Origin of the sequence: Pseudomonas sp. Colony2, from assembly GCF_019382755.1 — a bacterium.
Taxonomy (GTDB): domain Bacteria; phylum Pseudomonadota; class Gammaproteobacteria; order Pseudomonadales; family Pseudomonadaceae; genus Aquipseudomonas.
This window is the reverse complement of the sequence record NZ_CP080030.1, coordinates 2,007,942-2,022,410: the sequence shown is the minus strand read 5'-3', so window position 1 is coordinate 2,022,410 and position 14,469 is coordinate 2,007,942. Positions and strand designations below refer to the sequence as shown.

15 protein-coding genes are annotated in these 14,469 nt (G+C 59.4%); 7 read left to right on the top strand and 8 right to left on the bottom strand.

Features of this window, described 5'->3' with window-relative positions:
• Positions 1-78: 78 nt before the first annotated feature.
• Positions 79-1,155, top strand: a complete 1,077-nt coding sequence (locus tag JV201_RS08680; protein WP_003218719.1) for a 3-deoxy-7-phosphoheptulonate synthase — start codon at positions 79-81, stop codon at positions 1,153-1,155.
• 114 nt (positions 1,156-1,269) lie between these two features.
• Here JV201_RS08680 and JV201_RS08675 read toward each other — a convergent pair whose 3' ends face one another.
• Positions 1,270-1,551 (bottom strand): GNAT family N-acetyltransferase, encoded by a 282-nt coding sequence (locus tag JV201_RS08675; RefSeq protein ID WP_003189869.1) that lies wholly within the window; start codon positions 1,549-1,551, stop codon positions 1,270-1,272.
• A gap of 626 nt (positions 1,552-2,177) precedes the next feature.
• On the opposite strand from JV201_RS08675, the gene oprI reads away from it, so the two are divergent.
• Complete coding sequence (gene oprI / locus JV201_RS08670; RefSeq protein WP_003172710.1) at positions 2,178-2,429, top strand: outer membrane lipoprotei OprI; 252 nt, start codon at positions 2,178-2,180, stop codon at positions 2,427-2,429.
• A 132-nt stretch (positions 2,430-2,561) separates the two neighbouring features.
• On the opposite strand, the gene JV201_RS08665 is transcribed toward oprI, so the two are convergent.
• The 3 genes from JV201_RS08665 to JV201_RS08655 all read right to left on the bottom strand — a co-directional run bounded on the left by JV201_RS08665 (position 2,562) and on the right by JV201_RS08655 (position 4,560).
• The gene (locus JV201_RS08665) at positions 2,562-3,530 is read right to left on the bottom strand and encodes a L,D-transpeptidase family protein (protein ID WP_008437756.1); all 969 of its coding nucleotides are present in this window, start codon (positions 3,528-3,530) and stop codon (positions 2,562-2,564) included.
• A 72-nt stretch (positions 3,531-3,602) separates the two neighbouring features.
• Positions 3,603-3,896: a hypothetical protein gene (locus tag JV201_RS08660; protein ID WP_003218723.1), complete on the bottom strand. Its 294-nt coding sequence runs from the start codon at positions 3,894-3,896 to the stop codon at positions 3,603-3,605.
• A 58-nt stretch (positions 3,897-3,954) separates the two neighbouring features.
• Positions 3,955-4,560 carry an arylesterase gene (locus JV201_RS08655; RefSeq protein WP_219406750.1) on the bottom strand — a complete coding sequence of 202 codons (606 nt, stop codon included), beginning with the start codon at positions 4,558-4,560 and terminating at the stop codon, positions 3,955-3,957.
• A 10-nt stretch (positions 4,561-4,570) separates the two neighbouring features.
• On the opposite strand from JV201_RS08655, the gene JV201_RS08650 reads away from it, so the two are divergent.
• Entirely contained in the window at positions 4,571-5,254 is a 684-nt protein-coding gene (locus JV201_RS08650) for an ABC transporter ATP-binding protein (RefSeq protein WP_003218726.1), read from the top strand.
• Positions 5,254-7,764 carry an ABC transporter permease gene (locus JV201_RS08645; protein ID WP_219406749.1) on the top strand — a complete coding sequence of 837 codons (2,511 nt, stop codon included), beginning with the start codon at positions 5,254-5,256 and terminating at the stop codon, positions 7,762-7,764. The genes JV201_RS08650 and JV201_RS08645 overlap by 1 nt, the downstream gene beginning before the upstream one ends.
• A gap of 46 nt (positions 7,765-7,810) precedes the next feature.
• On the opposite strand, the gene greB is transcribed toward JV201_RS08645, so the two are convergent.
• Together greB and JV201_RS08635 are read right to left on the bottom strand one after the other, a co-directional pair.
• Positions 7,811-8,284, bottom strand: a complete 474-nt coding sequence (greB, locus tag JV201_RS08640) for a transcription elongation factor GreB (RefSeq protein WP_008437752.1) — start codon at positions 8,282-8,284, stop codon at positions 7,811-7,813.
• A gap of 152 nt (positions 8,285-8,436) precedes the next feature.
• The gene (locus tag JV201_RS08635; protein WP_219406748.1) at positions 8,437-9,666 is read right to left on the bottom strand and encodes a hypothetical protein; all 1,230 of its coding nucleotides are present in this window, start codon (positions 9,664-9,666) and stop codon (positions 8,437-8,439) included.
• Positions 9,667-9,970: 304 nt separating this feature from the next.
• On the opposite strand from JV201_RS08635, the gene JV201_RS08630 reads away from it, so the two are divergent.
• The 3 genes from JV201_RS08630 to JV201_RS08620 are packed head-to-tail and all read left to right on the top strand — an operon-like array spanning position 9,971 to position 13,440.
• On the top strand, positions 9,971-10,897 hold the full coding sequence (locus JV201_RS08630) for an ABC transporter ATP-binding protein (protein WP_219406747.1): 927 nt from the start codon (positions 9,971-9,973) through the stop codon (positions 10,895-10,897).
• Positions 10,894-11,619, top strand: a complete 726-nt coding sequence (locus JV201_RS08625; RefSeq protein ID WP_219406746.1) for an ABC transporter permease — start codon at positions 10,894-10,896, stop codon at positions 11,617-11,619. The genes JV201_RS08630 and JV201_RS08625 overlap by 4 nt, the downstream gene beginning before the upstream one ends.
• A 15-nt stretch (positions 11,620-11,634) precedes the next feature.
• A complete protein-coding gene (locus JV201_RS08620) occupies positions 11,635-13,440 on the top strand; it encodes a Gldg family protein (protein ID WP_219406745.1) in 1,806 nt (601 codons plus the stop codon).
• A 4-nt stretch (positions 13,441-13,444) separates the two neighbouring features.
• On the opposite strand, the gene JV201_RS08615 is transcribed toward JV201_RS08620, so the two are convergent.
• Both JV201_RS08615 and JV201_RS08610 read right to left on the bottom strand, forming a co-directional pair.
• Positions 13,445-13,753 (bottom strand): hypothetical protein, encoded by a 309-nt coding sequence (locus JV201_RS08615; RefSeq protein WP_003218736.1) that lies wholly within the window; start codon positions 13,751-13,753, stop codon positions 13,445-13,447.
• 256 nt (positions 13,754-14,009) lie between these two features.
• A complete protein-coding gene (locus JV201_RS08610) occupies positions 14,010-14,444 on the bottom strand; it encodes a DoxX family protein (RefSeq protein WP_003218737.1) in 435 nt (144 codons plus the stop codon).
• Positions 14,445-14,469 lie beyond the last annotated feature (25 nt).

Here is a 14,469-nt window from a genome sequence, read left to right as displayed (position 1 = left end):
GCTGCACTTAAATCATGCTGTGCTCCGCCGCACGGGGATCGCTGGCGGCCGGCACCCGTGACCCTGACGAGTAACACGATGGCTGATTTACCGATCAACGACCTTAACGTCGAATCCAACGAGACCCTGATCACGCCCGATCAGCTCAAGCGCGAAATCCCCCTGAGCGACGCTGCCCTGCAGACCGTCACCAAGGGCCGCGAAGTCATCCGTGAGATTCTCGACGGCACCGACCACCGCCTGTTCGTGGTCATCGGGCCGTGCTCGATCCATGACCTCAAGGCTGCCCACGAATACGCCGAGCGCCTGAAGGTGCTGGCGGCGGAAGTGTCCGACACCTTGTACCTGGTGATGCGTGTCTATTTCGAGAAGCCGCGTACCACCGTCGGCTGGAAAGGCTTGATCAACGACCCGTACCTGGACGACTCGTTCAAGATCCAGGATGGCCTGCACATCGGTCGTCAATTGCTGCTGGACCTGGCGGAAATGGGCCTGCCGACGGCAACCGAAGCCCTGGACCCGATTTCCCCGCAGTACCTGCAAGACCTGATCAGCTGGTCGGCAATTGGTGCACGCACCACCGAATCCCAGACTCACCGCGAAATGGCTTCCGGCCTGTCCTCGGCCGTGGGTTTCAAGAACGGTACCGATGGCGGCCTGACCGTGGCGATCAACGCCCTGCAGTCGGTCTCCAGCCCGCACCGCTTCCTGGGCATCAACCAGGAAGGTGGCGTGTCCATCGTCACCACCAAGGGCAACGCCTACGGTCACGTGGTACTGCGTGGCGGCAATGGCAAGCCCAACTATGATTCGGTCAGCGTGGCCTTGTGCGAACAGGCGCTGAACAAGGCGAAGATCAAGCCGAACATCATGGTCGATTGCAGCCACGCCAACTCCAACAAGGACCCGGCCCTGCAACCGCTGGTGATGGAGAACGTGGCCAACCAGATTCTGGAAGGCAACCAGTCGATCATCGGCCTGATGGTCGAAAGCCACCTGAACTGGGGCTGCCAGGCGATTCCAAAGGACCTGGCCGACCTGCAATACGGCGTGTCGATCACCGATGCGTGCATCGACTGGTCTGCCACCGAGACCACCTTGCGCAGCATGCACGCCAAGCTCAAGGACGTGTTGCCCAAGCGCCAGCGCGGCTGAGCACAGACTGCGGACACAAAAACGCCGGGCTAAACCCGGCGTTTTTTTTGATCGTTCCCCCGCCCTGCGTGGGAATGCATCCTGGGATGCCCTGCGTACCGCCCTACTCAATGCTCAAAGCTTCGCGGCATGGCGCTGGTGGCGCTCCATGTAGCGCTCAACGTAGGAGCAGGACGGGATCACCGTATAACCTGCCTCTTCGGCGAACTTCAACGCTTCCTCGGTCAGCGCGGCAGCAATGCCACGGCCGCGCAATGCGTTGGGCACGAAGGTGCGATAGATATCCAGGGTCTGCTTCCCGAGATCCATATAGGTCAGATAGGCACGATGACCGTCCACATTGGTCTCGAACTGATGACCAGCCTGGTCATGGTGGATGGACAACGCCTCGCTCATCACTACTCCTCGCGGGTCTTGGTTTCTGACCCCTACCTTACCGATGTTTTTCCGGCGAAGGAACATCTACGCCACCCGGTGCCGGTTTCGACAACGAGAAAAGCGGCCAGTGCCTTGCACTAGCGCTCACAACCAGCACAGGGAAATAGTAGGCGCCAATCGCACAATTGCTCAAGACGCGCTCGTCTTCCGTTGCGCTGGCGGACATAGAAAGGGCCAATCGAGATTCCTTACGTCGATGGCCTGAACATTGCCGGCAGTTGAAGCTTGAGACGAACACGCGCTCTTAAAGTCACCTCAACATGCACAAAAGATACCGAATGGCGAAAAGACAATCTGAACAATAGTGTCAGGGACGATATATAAAATGACTTATGTTTACATGGCTTAACACATGCCAGCCGGCCCTTTCAGGCTGGATCCAATCCTCGGCCGAGTGCAAAAATTTGCATATTTTTTATACAGACTCTCGAAAGATTAGCCAAAATAGATTGGACGCGAGAATTTTTTTTGCTTCTTGCGCTACGTCAGTTTACTTACTACAAGTAATGGGTAGTATGTACGCCGGCTATTAGCTCACTCTGAGAAAGTAGCCATTTAATAGAAAGTCCTTGAAGGGGAACACGATGAACAACGTTCTGAAATTCTCTGCTCTGGCTCTGGCCGCAGTTCTGGCTACCGGTTGCAGCAGCGTCTCCAAAGAAACCGAAGCTCGTCTGACTGCAACTGAAGACGCAGCAGCACGCTCCCAGGCTCGTGCAGACGAAGCCTACCGTAAAGCTGATGAAGCTCTGGCTGCTGCTCAAAAAGCACAACAGACTGCTGACGAAGCTAACGAGCGCGCTCTGCGCATGCTTGAAAAAGCAAGCCGCAAGTAATAATCCTCCGGGGTTGTTATCAAGCCGATCCATTCTTGGATCGGCTTTTTTTTGCCTGTGATTTGGCTGGATTCCAGACAATAAAAAACCCGTCACCGCGCGAGGCGATAACGGGTTATGGATCGTGCAGGCTTACTGCTGCAGATCGACCGGCGTACTCGACACCATCGGCGCCCCGCCGGGTACACCGATTTCCGTCGGCAAACCGTCTTCAGCCGCAACCACGTCACGCACCTGGTCCCAGTTGACCCGCAGGTTGCTGGACAGGTCTTCACGCTTGAGCAAGGCGTTGATGACGGCGGTGTGCTTGTCGACGACCGATGGGGTGCCATCGTCGTTCAGCGGCGTATGGGCTTCCAGGTAGACCTTGCCCCCGGCCGCGCCGAACTTGTAGGCGTCGTTGATAATCCGCACCGACGTGCCCACCGGCACCATGTCGGCCATTTCCAGCACGTTGTTGTTGAACATGCGGAAGCAACCGTGGCTGGTACGGGTACCGATGCCGAACTTCATGTTGGAACCGTGGATCAGGTAGCCCGGCGTGCCGAGGGTGAACTTGAACGGCCCCAGCGGGTTGTCCGGGCCCGCCGGCACGACGTTGGGCAACGGGTCGCCATTGGCGGCGTGTTCTGCCTTGATCGAGGCTGGCGGGGTCCAGGTCGGGTTCGGGATCTTGCCCGTGATGGTGGTGTGGGCCACTGGCGAGCCCCAGCCTTCACGGCCAATCCCCAACGGGAACGTGTACACCACGTTCTGGCCCTTGGGGTAGTAGTAGAGCCGGTACTCCGCCAGGTTGATCACGATGCCTTCACGCGGGCCGGGCGGCAGGATGAAGCGCGTCGGCAACACGATCTCGGTACCCGCTCCCGGCAGCCAGGCATCCACGCCCGGGTTGGCCGCGACCATCTCCGAATAACCCAGGTCGTAGGTGGTGCCGAGGTCCGCGAAGGTATCTTCGTACTTGGCCTTGATCACCTGGACCTGGCCAACGATATCTTCACCCGGTGGCGGCAAAGGCAACTGCAAGGCTGCAGCAGGACCGGCCGCGCAGAGCGCAGCGAGAGACAGGCAGCAGGTGACGGCGGAAAGGCGCGACAACATCCGGGAATTCCTTCGCAGATCGACGGGTAGTAGAAAATGGATTGTACACGGCTGCCCGGCGGGCACCCATATTCAAAGCTCGAAGCGCAGCTCCGGCCAGATCGGCGGTGTGCCGCGTTTTTGCGACTCGAGGATCGCCCGGCACAGGGGGCACAAACGCTGGTCCTGGAAGATCGAGCGATCCACCGATGACCAGCGCGGCTGGGCAGGCAACAACGTGCCGCAGAGGGTGCGGTCGATGGACCCGCCCAACTCCAATTGACGCGTCACCAGATGCACCCGGACTTCCTGGCAGGCGAACAGATCCAGCTGTTCGTCAGGCTCGATCAGTTGGTAGGCAAACAGTGACCAGGCAGGACGCGACATCGGGGGCTCCAAATCGGGGGGGCGCCACCTTAGCCGAAAGACCGCTGCTAGAAAAGCGTCATAGCAGTGGTTTTAGCGTTGGCCAGACATTTTCCAGCAACTTGCCCTGCGCGCCAACCGCCGGGTGCAATTGGTCAGCCTGCATCAGCTCTGGATGGCCGCCGATTCCTTCCAGGAAAAACGGTACCAGCGGGACGCTTTTCTCCTTGGCCAACGCCCCGTAGACCTCGGCAAACGCGGTGGTGTATTTCGGGCCGTAATTGGGCGGTAACTGCATGCCCAGCAGCAGCACCTTGGCACCGCTGGCCTTGGACTGTTCAATCATCGATGCAAGATTTTGTTTCAATTGCTCGGGTGGCTGCCCACGCAGGCCGTCATTGCCGCCCAGCTCAATGATCACCAGGTCCGGCTTATGCTCTGCAAGCGCCGCCGGCAGCCGCGCCCGGCCTCCGGCACTGGTGTCGCCGCTGATAGAGGCGTTGACCACTTTATCGTCGAAACCTTCGCTCTTGAGCCGTTGTCCCAACAACGCTACCCACCCTTTGCTGGTATCCAGCCCGAAACCGGCACTGATACTATCGCCAACGATCAGGACTGTACCCGCCGCTGCGTTCTGGGCCATGCACATCAAGGCCAGGCCAGCACTCAAAAACCACATTCGCATTGGATTCTCCATGGGCGCAAGCATTCTCACCGCGCGAAACCTTAGCAAAGTGGTTCCCAGCGCGGAAGGTGAACTGACTATCCTGCACGAACTGAGCCTGGAACTGAACAAGGGCGATAGCCTGGCTATCGTCGGCGCCTCCGGTTCCGGCAAATCCACCCTCCTCGGCCTGCTGGCCGGCCTCGACCTGCCCAGCAGTGGCGAAGTCACCCTCGCCGGCCAGGCCCTGAGTACCCTCGACGAAGACCAGCGTGCACGCATCCGCGCCGAGCACGTGGGGTTTGTGTTCCAGTCCTTCCAGTTGCTCGACAGCCTCAACGCGCTGGAAAACGTGATGCTGCCCCTGGAGCTGGACGGCCGCAAGGACGCCCGCGAGCGCGCCAAACACCTGCTGGAGCGTGTCGGCCTGGGCCAGCGTCTCACCCACTCGCCGCGCCAACTCTCGGGGGGTGAGCAGCAACGGGTAGCGATTGCCCGGGCGTTTGCTGCCGAACCAGACGTGCTGTTTGCCGATGAACCCACCGGCAACCTCGACAGCCATACCGGCGAGCGCATCAGCGACCTGCTGTTCGAACTCAACAAAGAGAGCGGCACGACCCTGGTGCTGGTGACCCATGACGAGCGCCTGGCCCACCGTTGCCGTCGCCTGATCCGTCTTGAAGCCGGCCTGATGGTCGCGCCCCTGGAGCCTTGATGGCACGCTTGCCCTTGTTGCGCCTGTTCAGCCTTGCCCTTCGCCAGTTGCTGCGCGATGCCCGCGCCGGCGAACTGCGCGTGCTGTTCTTCGCCCTGCTGGTGGCCGTGGCCGCCAGCACCGCCATCGGTTACTTCGGTGCCCGCCTGAACGGCGCGATGATGTTGCGCGCCACCGAGTTCCTGGCGGCCGACCTGGTGCTGGAAGGCAGTTCACCCGCCCGCACCGAGCAAATCCAGAGTGGCACCGAGCTGGGCCTGCAGCACGCCAGGGTGGTGGAATTCTCCAGCGTGATTGCCACTGACGCCGGCATCCAGCTGTCCAGCATCAAGGCGGTCAACGAGGCGTATCCGTTGCGCGGCGAGCTGAAGAGCGCCGCCGAACCCTTCGCCGAAGAAACTGCCAGAGGTGGCCCCAAACCCGGTGAAGCCTGGGTGGAAGCACGGCTGTTGACGGCACTGAACCTGAAAATCGGCGACAGCATCGACGTCGGCATGAAGACCCTGCGCCTTTCCCGCGTGCTGACCTATGAGCCGGATCGCGCCGGCAACTTCTATAGCCTGACGCCCAGGGTGATGATCAACCTGGCCGACCTTGACGCCACCGGCGTGGTGCAGCCCGGCAGTCGCGTGAGTTATCGCGACCTGTGGCGCGCGCCACAAGGCGGCACCGTGCTGCAAACCTATCGCGACCTGGTCAAGCCCGGCCTGGCTGCCAACCAGCGGCTGCAGGATGCGCGCGACGGCAACCAGCAGATCGGCGGCGCGCTGGGCAAGGCCGAACGTTACTTGAACATGGCCAGCCTGGTGGCGGTGCTGCTCTCCGGCGTGGCCGTGGCGCTCTCGGCCAATCGCTTCGCCAGCCGACGCTTTGATGCCAGCGCCCTGCTGCGCTGCCTCGGGTTGTCGCGACGCGAAACCATGTTGCTGTTCAGCCTGCAATTGGCCGTGCTGGGGTTGCTGGCCAGCCTGACCGGCGCCCTGCTCGGCTGGCTGGCGCAATTGGGCCTGTTTGCGCTGTTGCATGACCTGCTGCCGGCGGACGTTCCACCCGGCGGGCTGCTGCCGGCCGTTGCCGGGATTGGCACCGGGCTGGTAGCCCTCGCCGGTTTCGCCCTACCGCCGCTGGCCGCCCTGGGGCGGGTGCCGCCACTGCGGGTATTGCGCCGCGACTTGCTGCCAATCCCTTCCAGCACCTGGATGGTCTACGGCGCCGCACTCTTCGCCCTGGGCCTGATCATGTGGCGCTTGAGCCTCGACCTGGTGCTGACCTTCGCCCTGCTGGGCGGCGGCGTGATTGCCGCGCTGGTTCTCGGCGGCCTGCTGCTCCTGTTGCTGCAAAGCCTGCGACGCCTGCTGGCCCGGGCCTCCTTGCCCTGGCGCCTGGGGCTGGGCCAGTTGCTGCGTCATCCCCTGGCCGCCGCGGGGCAGTCACTGGCGTTCGGGCTGATCCTGTTATCCATGGGCTTGATCGCGTTGTTGCGCGGCGAATTGCTGGATACCTGGCAGAACCAGTTGCCCAAGGACGCCCCCAACTATTTCGCCCTGAACATCCTGCCCGCCGACAAAGACACCTTCGGCGCACGCCTGCTGGAATTACAGGCGCAATCGGCTCCGCTGTATCCGGTGGTACCGGGACGACTGATCAGCATCAATGGCTCGCCAGTGCAGGAGATTGTCAGCAAGGACTCCAGCGGCGATCGTGCAGTACAGCGAGACTTGAGCCTGACCTGGGCCGCCGACCTGCCACCGGGCAACAAGTTGACGGCGGGCTCCTGGTGGACGGCGCAACCGACCGACGAGATTCCAGGCGTCTCGGTGGAGGCCAAGGTCGCCGACAGCCTGAAACTCAAGCTCAACGATCACCTGGTGTTTACCGTCGGCGGGGAAAACCGTGAAGCGCGGGTCACCAGCCTGCGGGAAATCAACTGGGACAACTTCCAGCCCAACTTCTTCATGATCTTCCAGCCCGGCACCCTGAAGGACCTGCCGGCCACCTACCTGACCAGCTTCTACCTCGCACCCGGCCATGACCAACAGATCGTCGACCTGTCCCGGGCCTTCCCGGCGGTGACCATCCTGCAGGTGGAGGCACTGCTGGAACAACTGCGCAGCATCCTGGCCCAGGTCACCCTGGCGGTGGAGTACGTGCTGTTGTTTGTCCTGGCAGCGGGGATGGCCGTGTTGTTCTCCGGGCTCCAGGCAACCCTCGATGAGCGGATTCGCCAGGGCGCCCTGCTGCGGGCGCTGGGGGCTGAGCGCAAGTTGCTGGTCAAGGCCCGGCGTATCGAGTTCGGGTTGTTGGGCGCAGTCAGCGGGCTGTTGGCAGCGCTGGGCACTGAACTGGTGACACTGGTGCTGTACCGCTACGCGTTCGACCTGACCTGGCACCCGCATCCGTGGCTATTGCTGCTGCCGGTGATCGGCGCCGTGCTGATCGGCGGTGCCGGCGTGTTCGGCACCCGCCGCGCACTGAATGCCAGCCCGTTGACGGTGCTGCGCGAGGGCTGAAAACGCAAATGGCCCGCACGCGTTCATGCGTACGGGCCATCCGTTGTCACTTCACATATTCGATAGCGGTGATCCACCAGCACACTTCGCCACTCGGGGTCTGCACGAGCGCCTCGTCATCCACTTCCTTGCGCAACAGTGCCCGGGCCATGGGTGAGTCGATGGAGATGTAGTCCATACGCTCATAGATCTCGTCGTACCCCACGATGCGAAACCGCTTGGTCTCGCCCTGTTCGTTTTCAATCTCCACCCAGGCGCCGAAAAACACCTTCCCTTCCTGCTCGGGCATGTACTCGACCACGCGCATGTCTTCCAGGCGCTTGCGTAAATAACGCACCCGACGATCAATTTCCCGCAGCAGCTTCTTGTTGTACTGGTAGTCGGCGTTTTCGCTCCTGTCCCCCAGGGAGGCCGCCCACGTCACTTTGCGGGTGGTATCAGGGCGCTTTTCTCGCCACAGGTAATCAAGCTCCTTTTTCAGGGCCTCATGACCTTCTTTGGTAATCAGCTTGGTGCTCAAAAGCTCTACATCCCCTGGAAGTTTGCATTTTTCAGACCCGCTGCCGCATCAGGCACAACGCATTTAACGCCCGATGTCGGCTGTGGGGGTCGATGATAAATGAACTCGGGAAAGTAGCCAGACCCACCGGCGGATTCCGGCAACGACGCGTATCAGTCAGCCTCCGTCTGGGTCGGGCCGCATTCAGGCTGGCCGCGCCCGTTCTCGCCAAGCCATGCAAGTGACTCATCCAGGGATTGAAGCGTAACCCTCAGGTTGTCCCGCAGGACAGGCAACTGGAACAGCGCAGCCGTCAGCTGTTGCTCCTTGAGGCGCACCGCAAGGTCACGGTCATGCAACTGGGCTTCCTGGCTCTCCAGGTAGCGCGCACGCTCGTCCATTCGACGCTGCTCTGTCTGGTTCAGCGCCGAGCTGCCAGCCAGATGCTCCTCCCGGAGGGCCAGCGTGCGGGCCAACTGTTCCAGGGACGTTTCCTTTTCGGCAATCCTATCGGCACTCCGCTGACTCTCCTGCTCAAGGTCAGCCTTTTCCTGGCGCAGTTCGAGACGCAACTGATCAAGCGCTTCTTCCTGCTTGAGCACGCTGAGCTTTTGCTGCGTCAGCTCCTGTGACAATCGGGAAAGATTGGCCAGCGTATCGTCCACTTCAAACAACGAGGATGACTCATTCCGGGCAGGCATGGGCGGCGGCGCCTGGGGGACCGGTTCAGGTTGTTGGACTATGGGCGCCGGCAGTGGCGCAGCGACAGCAGGCGCCTCGATCGGTGCCTGTAGTGGCGCCTCAACGAGCGGCTCGGATATCTCGAGCTCAGCCTCGGGCGCCTGCGTCACCGGCTCGGGCAATGACCGCGCAGGCTCTGAAGGATCGGGGGACCTGGGAGCAGACACCATTCTTGAGGAGAAACGAATCGACGGCACGATCAACGTGTTGCTTTCAATCGCGGGCAAACCGGGCGCCGACGTTCCCAGGGTAATCACCTTCATCACCAGGGATTTCTTGATCGTCAACGAGTGATGATCTTCAGGCCTGGCCGGGGGCAATTTGCAGCCTTTCAAATCAACAAAATGAAAGGGAATCTGAGTTTCGCCACTGCTTGCAGATTTTGCCCCGGGAGCAGCCGCGAGCGTCAGGATTTGCTTGAAGACATGGGTCGCTATTTGCAGGTCTTCCTTGGAGTCTATCGCCCCCAGAAAGTAACGTTCGGACTTTTTGCGCAACGCTGCGATGTACACCCGTGAACTACCGGGCTCTGTTTCTTCATCCAGACTGTAGGCAAGAAAGTTTGAAGAGATCTGCGCCACCGCAAAACCACAAAGCAGTGCACCATTGACCGGTGCATCATGCCCGGACTGTTCAAGAACAAGGGTACGTAGAAGCAGCATGACATCAGGCTCCATTTCAAATTGGCATAAACTTTAAATAAACACCAAATAAACAACGACTGTAATTAAATCATCAAAACCAAAACAATTGTTTCAGCGAGTCATAGTCTGGCATGTAGGACTTATCTTATTCAGCCCCCTCAGCATTTCCAAGAGCGTTTATTGAACGTACCATTTTTTAACAGTGCGACGTCGGAAAAGCTTCAACATAAAAAGATTTCAAGCATTGAATTTCGAACATTCACAACCTGCTGTTCACCCAGGTTAATCCAGCCTTGCCATATCCATTCAGTAGAAAAGCATAATGATCGAGATAACGAGCCTGACAAAAACCATGGGCGGAAAAAACATTATTCATGACTTCTCATTCAACGCCCAACCCCAGGAATGCCTCGGGCTGTTTGGAAATGATGGTGCGGGAAAAACAACTATTATCAAAATGATCTCAGGCTCGACTACACCCTCTTCAGGTCATATAAAAATATTCGGTAACGATATCGCCCTGAACGCATTCCAGGCAAAGAAAGTCACCGGCTACCAGCCAGAGCGACTCTTGAGCCATGGTGCAATGAGTGTAAAGGCCTTTCTCGGTTTCATTGCCGAAATACGCGGATTCCGCGGCGCGGAAAAACGCAAGATGATTGACCGGGCAGTTGCACGGCTTGAGTTGTGGCGGATACTCAAAAGCCCGGTGGAAACCCTCACGGACGGGTTGAAACGCAAGGTAGCCATCGCCCAGGCAATCCTGCATGACCCCAGCCTGCTGTTGCTCGATGAGCCAACAGGAGGTCTGAATGCCGACCAGAAACACAAAGTCAGAATGCTCATCAAGTCGCTCAGCGACGAGATGACGGTCATTGTCGCGTCCCGTGCGCCGGAAGAACTGACCGGTATTTGTAACCGCGCACTGGTGATAGCCGACGGCCGATTGGTGGCAGACACTTCGGTGCCCGAACTGCAGCGCAGCTCCCGTCATCACCAGGCGGTCACCCTTGCAGCCGACACACCGCTGGACCTGTTGGCCCTGGCGGTATTGCCCGGGGTCGCCGGCATCGAGGAAGACCGCGAGACTCCCGGCACAGTGACCGTACTCGCCCTGCCGGGGCAAATCATCTACCCCCACATCAATGCACTGGTCACCCAGCGCCGCTGGAAGCTCAATGCCCTGAACCTGGAAGCCGGGCGCCTGGATGACGTTGTGCACCATATGAGCCAGGAGGCATCGATTTGAAACTTCTCCCGGTCATATTCAAGCGTCAACTGGTCAGTTATTTTTCGGCTCCCGTCACTTACCTGAGCACTGCGGTTTTCCTGACCGCCGCTGCTGTATTTGGCTTCCATGCAACCCGGTTACTGGAAGTCGGCAGTGCCGACTTGCAGGGCTTCTTCCAGTTGCACCCCTGGCTCTACTTACTGTTGACACCTGTCCTATGCACTCGGCTTTGGGCCGACGAGCCCACCACCGGTTCCATGGAGTTCCTGAAAACCCTGCCCGTCACACGTTTCGAGATAGTGGTCGGAAAGTTTCTGGCGGCCTGGATTGTTTCCGGCGTGGCCCTGCTGTTGACCTTCCCGATAGTTATCACCGTCAACTATTTTGGCAATCCGGACAATACAGTCATTGCGTCACAATACCTGGGAAGTTGGGTATTGGCCGGATGTTATCTATCCGTGGGCTGTTTTATCTGCGCACTGACACACCATCGCGCGATTATATTCACCGTAACCCTGTGCTTGCTGCTGACCGCCAGTGGCCTGTCATCCATTCTTGATGCGATTGAACATCAAGTTCCGGTATGGCTGATTGACCGCCTTCTTTCCCTGAGCCCGTCTGCGCGTTTTGACGCCATTGACCAAGGGGTACTGGCTCTTCAAGACAGTTTGTACTTCATCAGTATGATCATCGCCTTTCTTGGCGCGACGGTCATTGTCCTGAATGTAAGAAACGGTTGAGAGGGACACATCACGATGAAAACGCGACTAAGTGCCAGCCTCACAATTATCACGCTCCTGTTACTGTTTCTCGCTTTTAACCTGGTCTGGGCACTGAAACTTCCAAATCCACGGCTGGATTTTTCGGAACAGAACATCCATACACTTTCCGATCCTGTACAGACTATGCTCGGTTCACTGGAAAGACCGGTGGATCTGTACTTCTTCAATTCAAGCAACCGTGCACACAAAGCCAACGCCGTTGAAAGCTACGCTAAACGGGTAGAGCTGTTGCTCAAGGAATATGAAAAAGCGGCAAAGGGCAAAATCAACCTGCACCTCATCGACCCCACCCCTTTTTCTGAAGATGAATACAAAGCCAGGTTACTGGGACTTGACGAACAACACGGATTCTTCGGCCTGGTGGGTACCAGCGCGGGCCATGCGCCCCATAGCATCCCGTCATTCAGCCCGGACCGGGAGTCACTGCTGGAGTATGAAATCAGCCATTTGATTCATAAGGTGATCCACCCCGAGCAACCCATTGTGGGCGTGATCTCCCGGCTGCCAATAAACGGTGAGCGAGATGAACGCAACGGCGTTAATACGCCTCCCTGGCAGGTGTTGCAGGAGATCCGTCGCCAGTTCAACGTGGTGAGCCTGGAGCCGGGTATCGCGCAAATTCCTGAACACGTCAAAACCCTGATGGTGATTCATCCCGGCAACCTGCCTGACCAAACCCTCTACGCAATAGACCAGTTTGTATTGGGCGCAGGCAAGTTGATGATGTTTACCGACCCGCTTGTCGGGCTGGACACCAGCGTCACGGCCCCGGAAAACCCCAAGATGGAAGCATTGCTGTCCGCCTGGGGCATCCAGATGCCCGCGAACAAGGTGATTGCCGATCGCGACTATGCCACTTCGGTGATCCTGACCACGGGCCAGCCGCCTGTGCGCCATCCCGCGGCACTGACCTTGCCCCGCCAGGCGATGGCACAGGATGACATCAGCGCCTGGAAACTTCACAACGTCAACGTCTTGAGCAGCGGCGCCCTGGCCCCTGCCAAGAGAAGCCGCATGACCTTCACCCCGTTGCTGCAAAGCTCCGCGCACGCCGCGCTGTTTGAGGCAGAGCGCTTCGCCCTGCCAGCGCAGCTCAATTCACTGATCAATGAAACAGCCACTCGCGCTCAACAACAGGTGATCGCCGCCCGCGTCGAAGGGCCCGCCTATTCCGCCTTTCCTGACGGCATCAGTGGGCGTAACACCGGCTTGCAAAAGGCTGCGAACATCCATGTGGTCGTGGTCGCCGACACTGACCTGCTCAGCGATCGTGTGTCTGGAATGCTCCAGAAGCATCGCGCGGCGGGTGGCCCGTTGTCAGATAACGCGATGTTTGTATTGAACACCCTGGACAACCTGGCGGCGCCCGATGCACTGATGAACATTCGCCCCCGCGCAGGCGGTTCTCGATCACTGCAGGTGCTGCAGGCAATGCGCGAAGACGCGGCACTGGCCTACGGTGAGAAGTCCGCCGAACTGGCGCAACGCCTGGAACAAACGGAAAAGGAATGGCAACTGCTCAACCCCCCGACAATTTTCCCGGGCCCTCAGGCTGCAACCTCCAACACACTGCTGCAAGCGCTCAACAAGGAGCGGTTGCGAATCCCCATGGAAATTCACGCGCTGAAGGTCCAGTCATACGCCGAGGTTCACGCCCTGGAACGCAAAGTGAAGCTGCTCAATATCGTGCCTGTACCGCTGATACTGTGCCTGATTGCGGGGGGTATTTTCCTGCTGCGTCGCCGTCGCCGGCACCTGCCTTCAGCAGCGTTCTACTGAGGGCTCAACGCCGGGCGATCAGCCCTTGCCGGGCAATGCGGGTCAGTTGGCGTATCACTTCGCCCGCGTCGCTGGCACTGGGTGCCTGAATGACGGCCAGGTCGAAGCTGTTGGACGCAAAGCGCGCAAGGGAGTCGCCGTCTTCGACAAACTGGATCAGAAAGGCCGAAGGCCGCCCCGTGCGGCGCGGCCAGCCATCCAGATAGCGCAGCAACGTCGGCTGATGCTTGCCGCCCAAGAGGATTTTAGGATTGCGTTGGGTCAGGTCCGCGGTGATCGGGGCCAGGCGTATGAGGGGGCGTAGTGCATTCATTGTGTCGTGTCTCTGCCTCAAAAGTCTGCGGGCAGGTGAGAGGCAACACCGAACCAGCGCTTTAGCGGAATTTCGAAGCTGGCCCATGGCTCTGGCTTCTGTCGGGACTGTGATCAGTCACCCGTGGCGCCCCGCAATTAGCTGTTTAAATCGGCGCATGGGCAACATCCTAGAGAAGCCTGTAGGGCGGTGTCAAGAATCCCGAGCAACGAAAAGGCCCGCACTGGGCGGGCCTTTTAAGGGGGGGGTCGCGGTATCAGTGAGTGATGGCGCGGTCTGCGGACAATTTGCCCGCACCTTCCAACAACACGGCCAGCGTACCGCCCAGCAGCGCCAGGGCGAACTCGTAGCCGTTGTTGGCCATGAACAAACCGTTATGGATATGCACCGAGAAAATCGCCACCAGGGAAATGATCGACAGGCCGAGTGCCGCCGGCCGTGCCAGCAAGCCAATGATCAGCGCCAGCCCGGCGAAGAACTCGGTACCACCGGACAGCACCGCCATCAGGGTACCTGGGGCCAGGCCGATACTTTCCATCCACTGGGCAGTGCCCGCCAGGCCGCCGCCGCCAAACCAGCCAAAGAGTTTTTGCGAACCGTGGGCGGCGAAGATGATCCCGACAAAAATCCGCAGGACAGTCAGGCCGTAGCCGGCGCGGGTGGAGAGGATGCGGGTGATCAATGGGCTCATGCTGATAATCCTTTTCAAGGTAGGG

What these genes read in the sequence shown, in the direction of transcription:
- JV201_RS08630 (WP_219406747.1), top strand. Translation starts at nt 9,971, where the DNA reads ATGATCGAGATAACGAGCCTGACAAAAACCATGGGCGGAAAAAACATT.
- JV201_RS08650 (WP_003218726.1), top strand. Translation starts at nt 4,571, where the DNA reads ATGGGCGCAAGCATTCTCACCGCGCGAAACCTTAGCAAAGTGGTTCCC.
- JV201_RS08615 (WP_003218736.1), bottom strand. Translation starts at nt 13,753, where the DNA reads ATGAATGCACTACGCCCCCTCATACGCCTGGCCCCGATCACCGCGGAC.
- JV201_RS08665 (WP_008437756.1), bottom strand. Translation starts at nt 3,530, where the DNA reads ATGTTGTCGCGCCTTTCCGCCGTCACCTGCTGCCTGTCTCTCGCTGCG.
- oprI (WP_003172710.1), top strand. Translation starts at nt 2,178, where the DNA reads ATGAACAACGTTCTGAAATTCTCTGCTCTGGCTCTGGCCGCAGTTCTG.
- JV201_RS08645 (WP_219406749.1), top strand. Translation starts at nt 5,254, where the DNA reads ATGGCACGCTTGCCCTTGTTGCGCCTGTTCAGCCTTGCCCTTCGCCAG.
- JV201_RS08660 (WP_003218723.1), bottom strand. Translation starts at nt 3,896, where the DNA reads ATGTCGCGTCCTGCCTGGTCACTGTTTGCCTACCAACTGATCGAGCCT.
- JV201_RS08610 (WP_003218737.1), bottom strand. Translation starts at nt 14,444, where the DNA reads ATGAGCCCATTGATCACCCGCATCCTCTCCACCCGCGCCGGCTACGGC.
- JV201_RS08680 (WP_003218719.1), top strand. Translation starts at nt 79, where the DNA reads ATGGCTGATTTACCGATCAACGACCTTAACGTCGAATCCAACGAGACC.
- JV201_RS08635 (WP_219406748.1), bottom strand. Translation starts at nt 9,666, where the DNA reads ATGCTGCTTCTACGTACCCTTGTTCTTGAACAGTCCGGGCATGATGCA.
- JV201_RS08655 (WP_219406750.1), bottom strand. Translation starts at nt 4,560, where the DNA reads ATGCGAATGTGGTTTTTGAGTGCTGGCCTGGCCTTGATGTGCATGGCC.
- JV201_RS08675 (WP_003189869.1), bottom strand. Translation starts at nt 1,551, where the DNA reads ATGAGCGAGGCGTTGTCCATCCACCATGACCAGGCTGGTCATCAGTTC.
- JV201_RS08620 (WP_219406745.1), top strand. Translation starts at nt 11,635, where the DNA reads ATGAAAACGCGACTAAGTGCCAGCCTCACAATTATCACGCTCCTGTTA.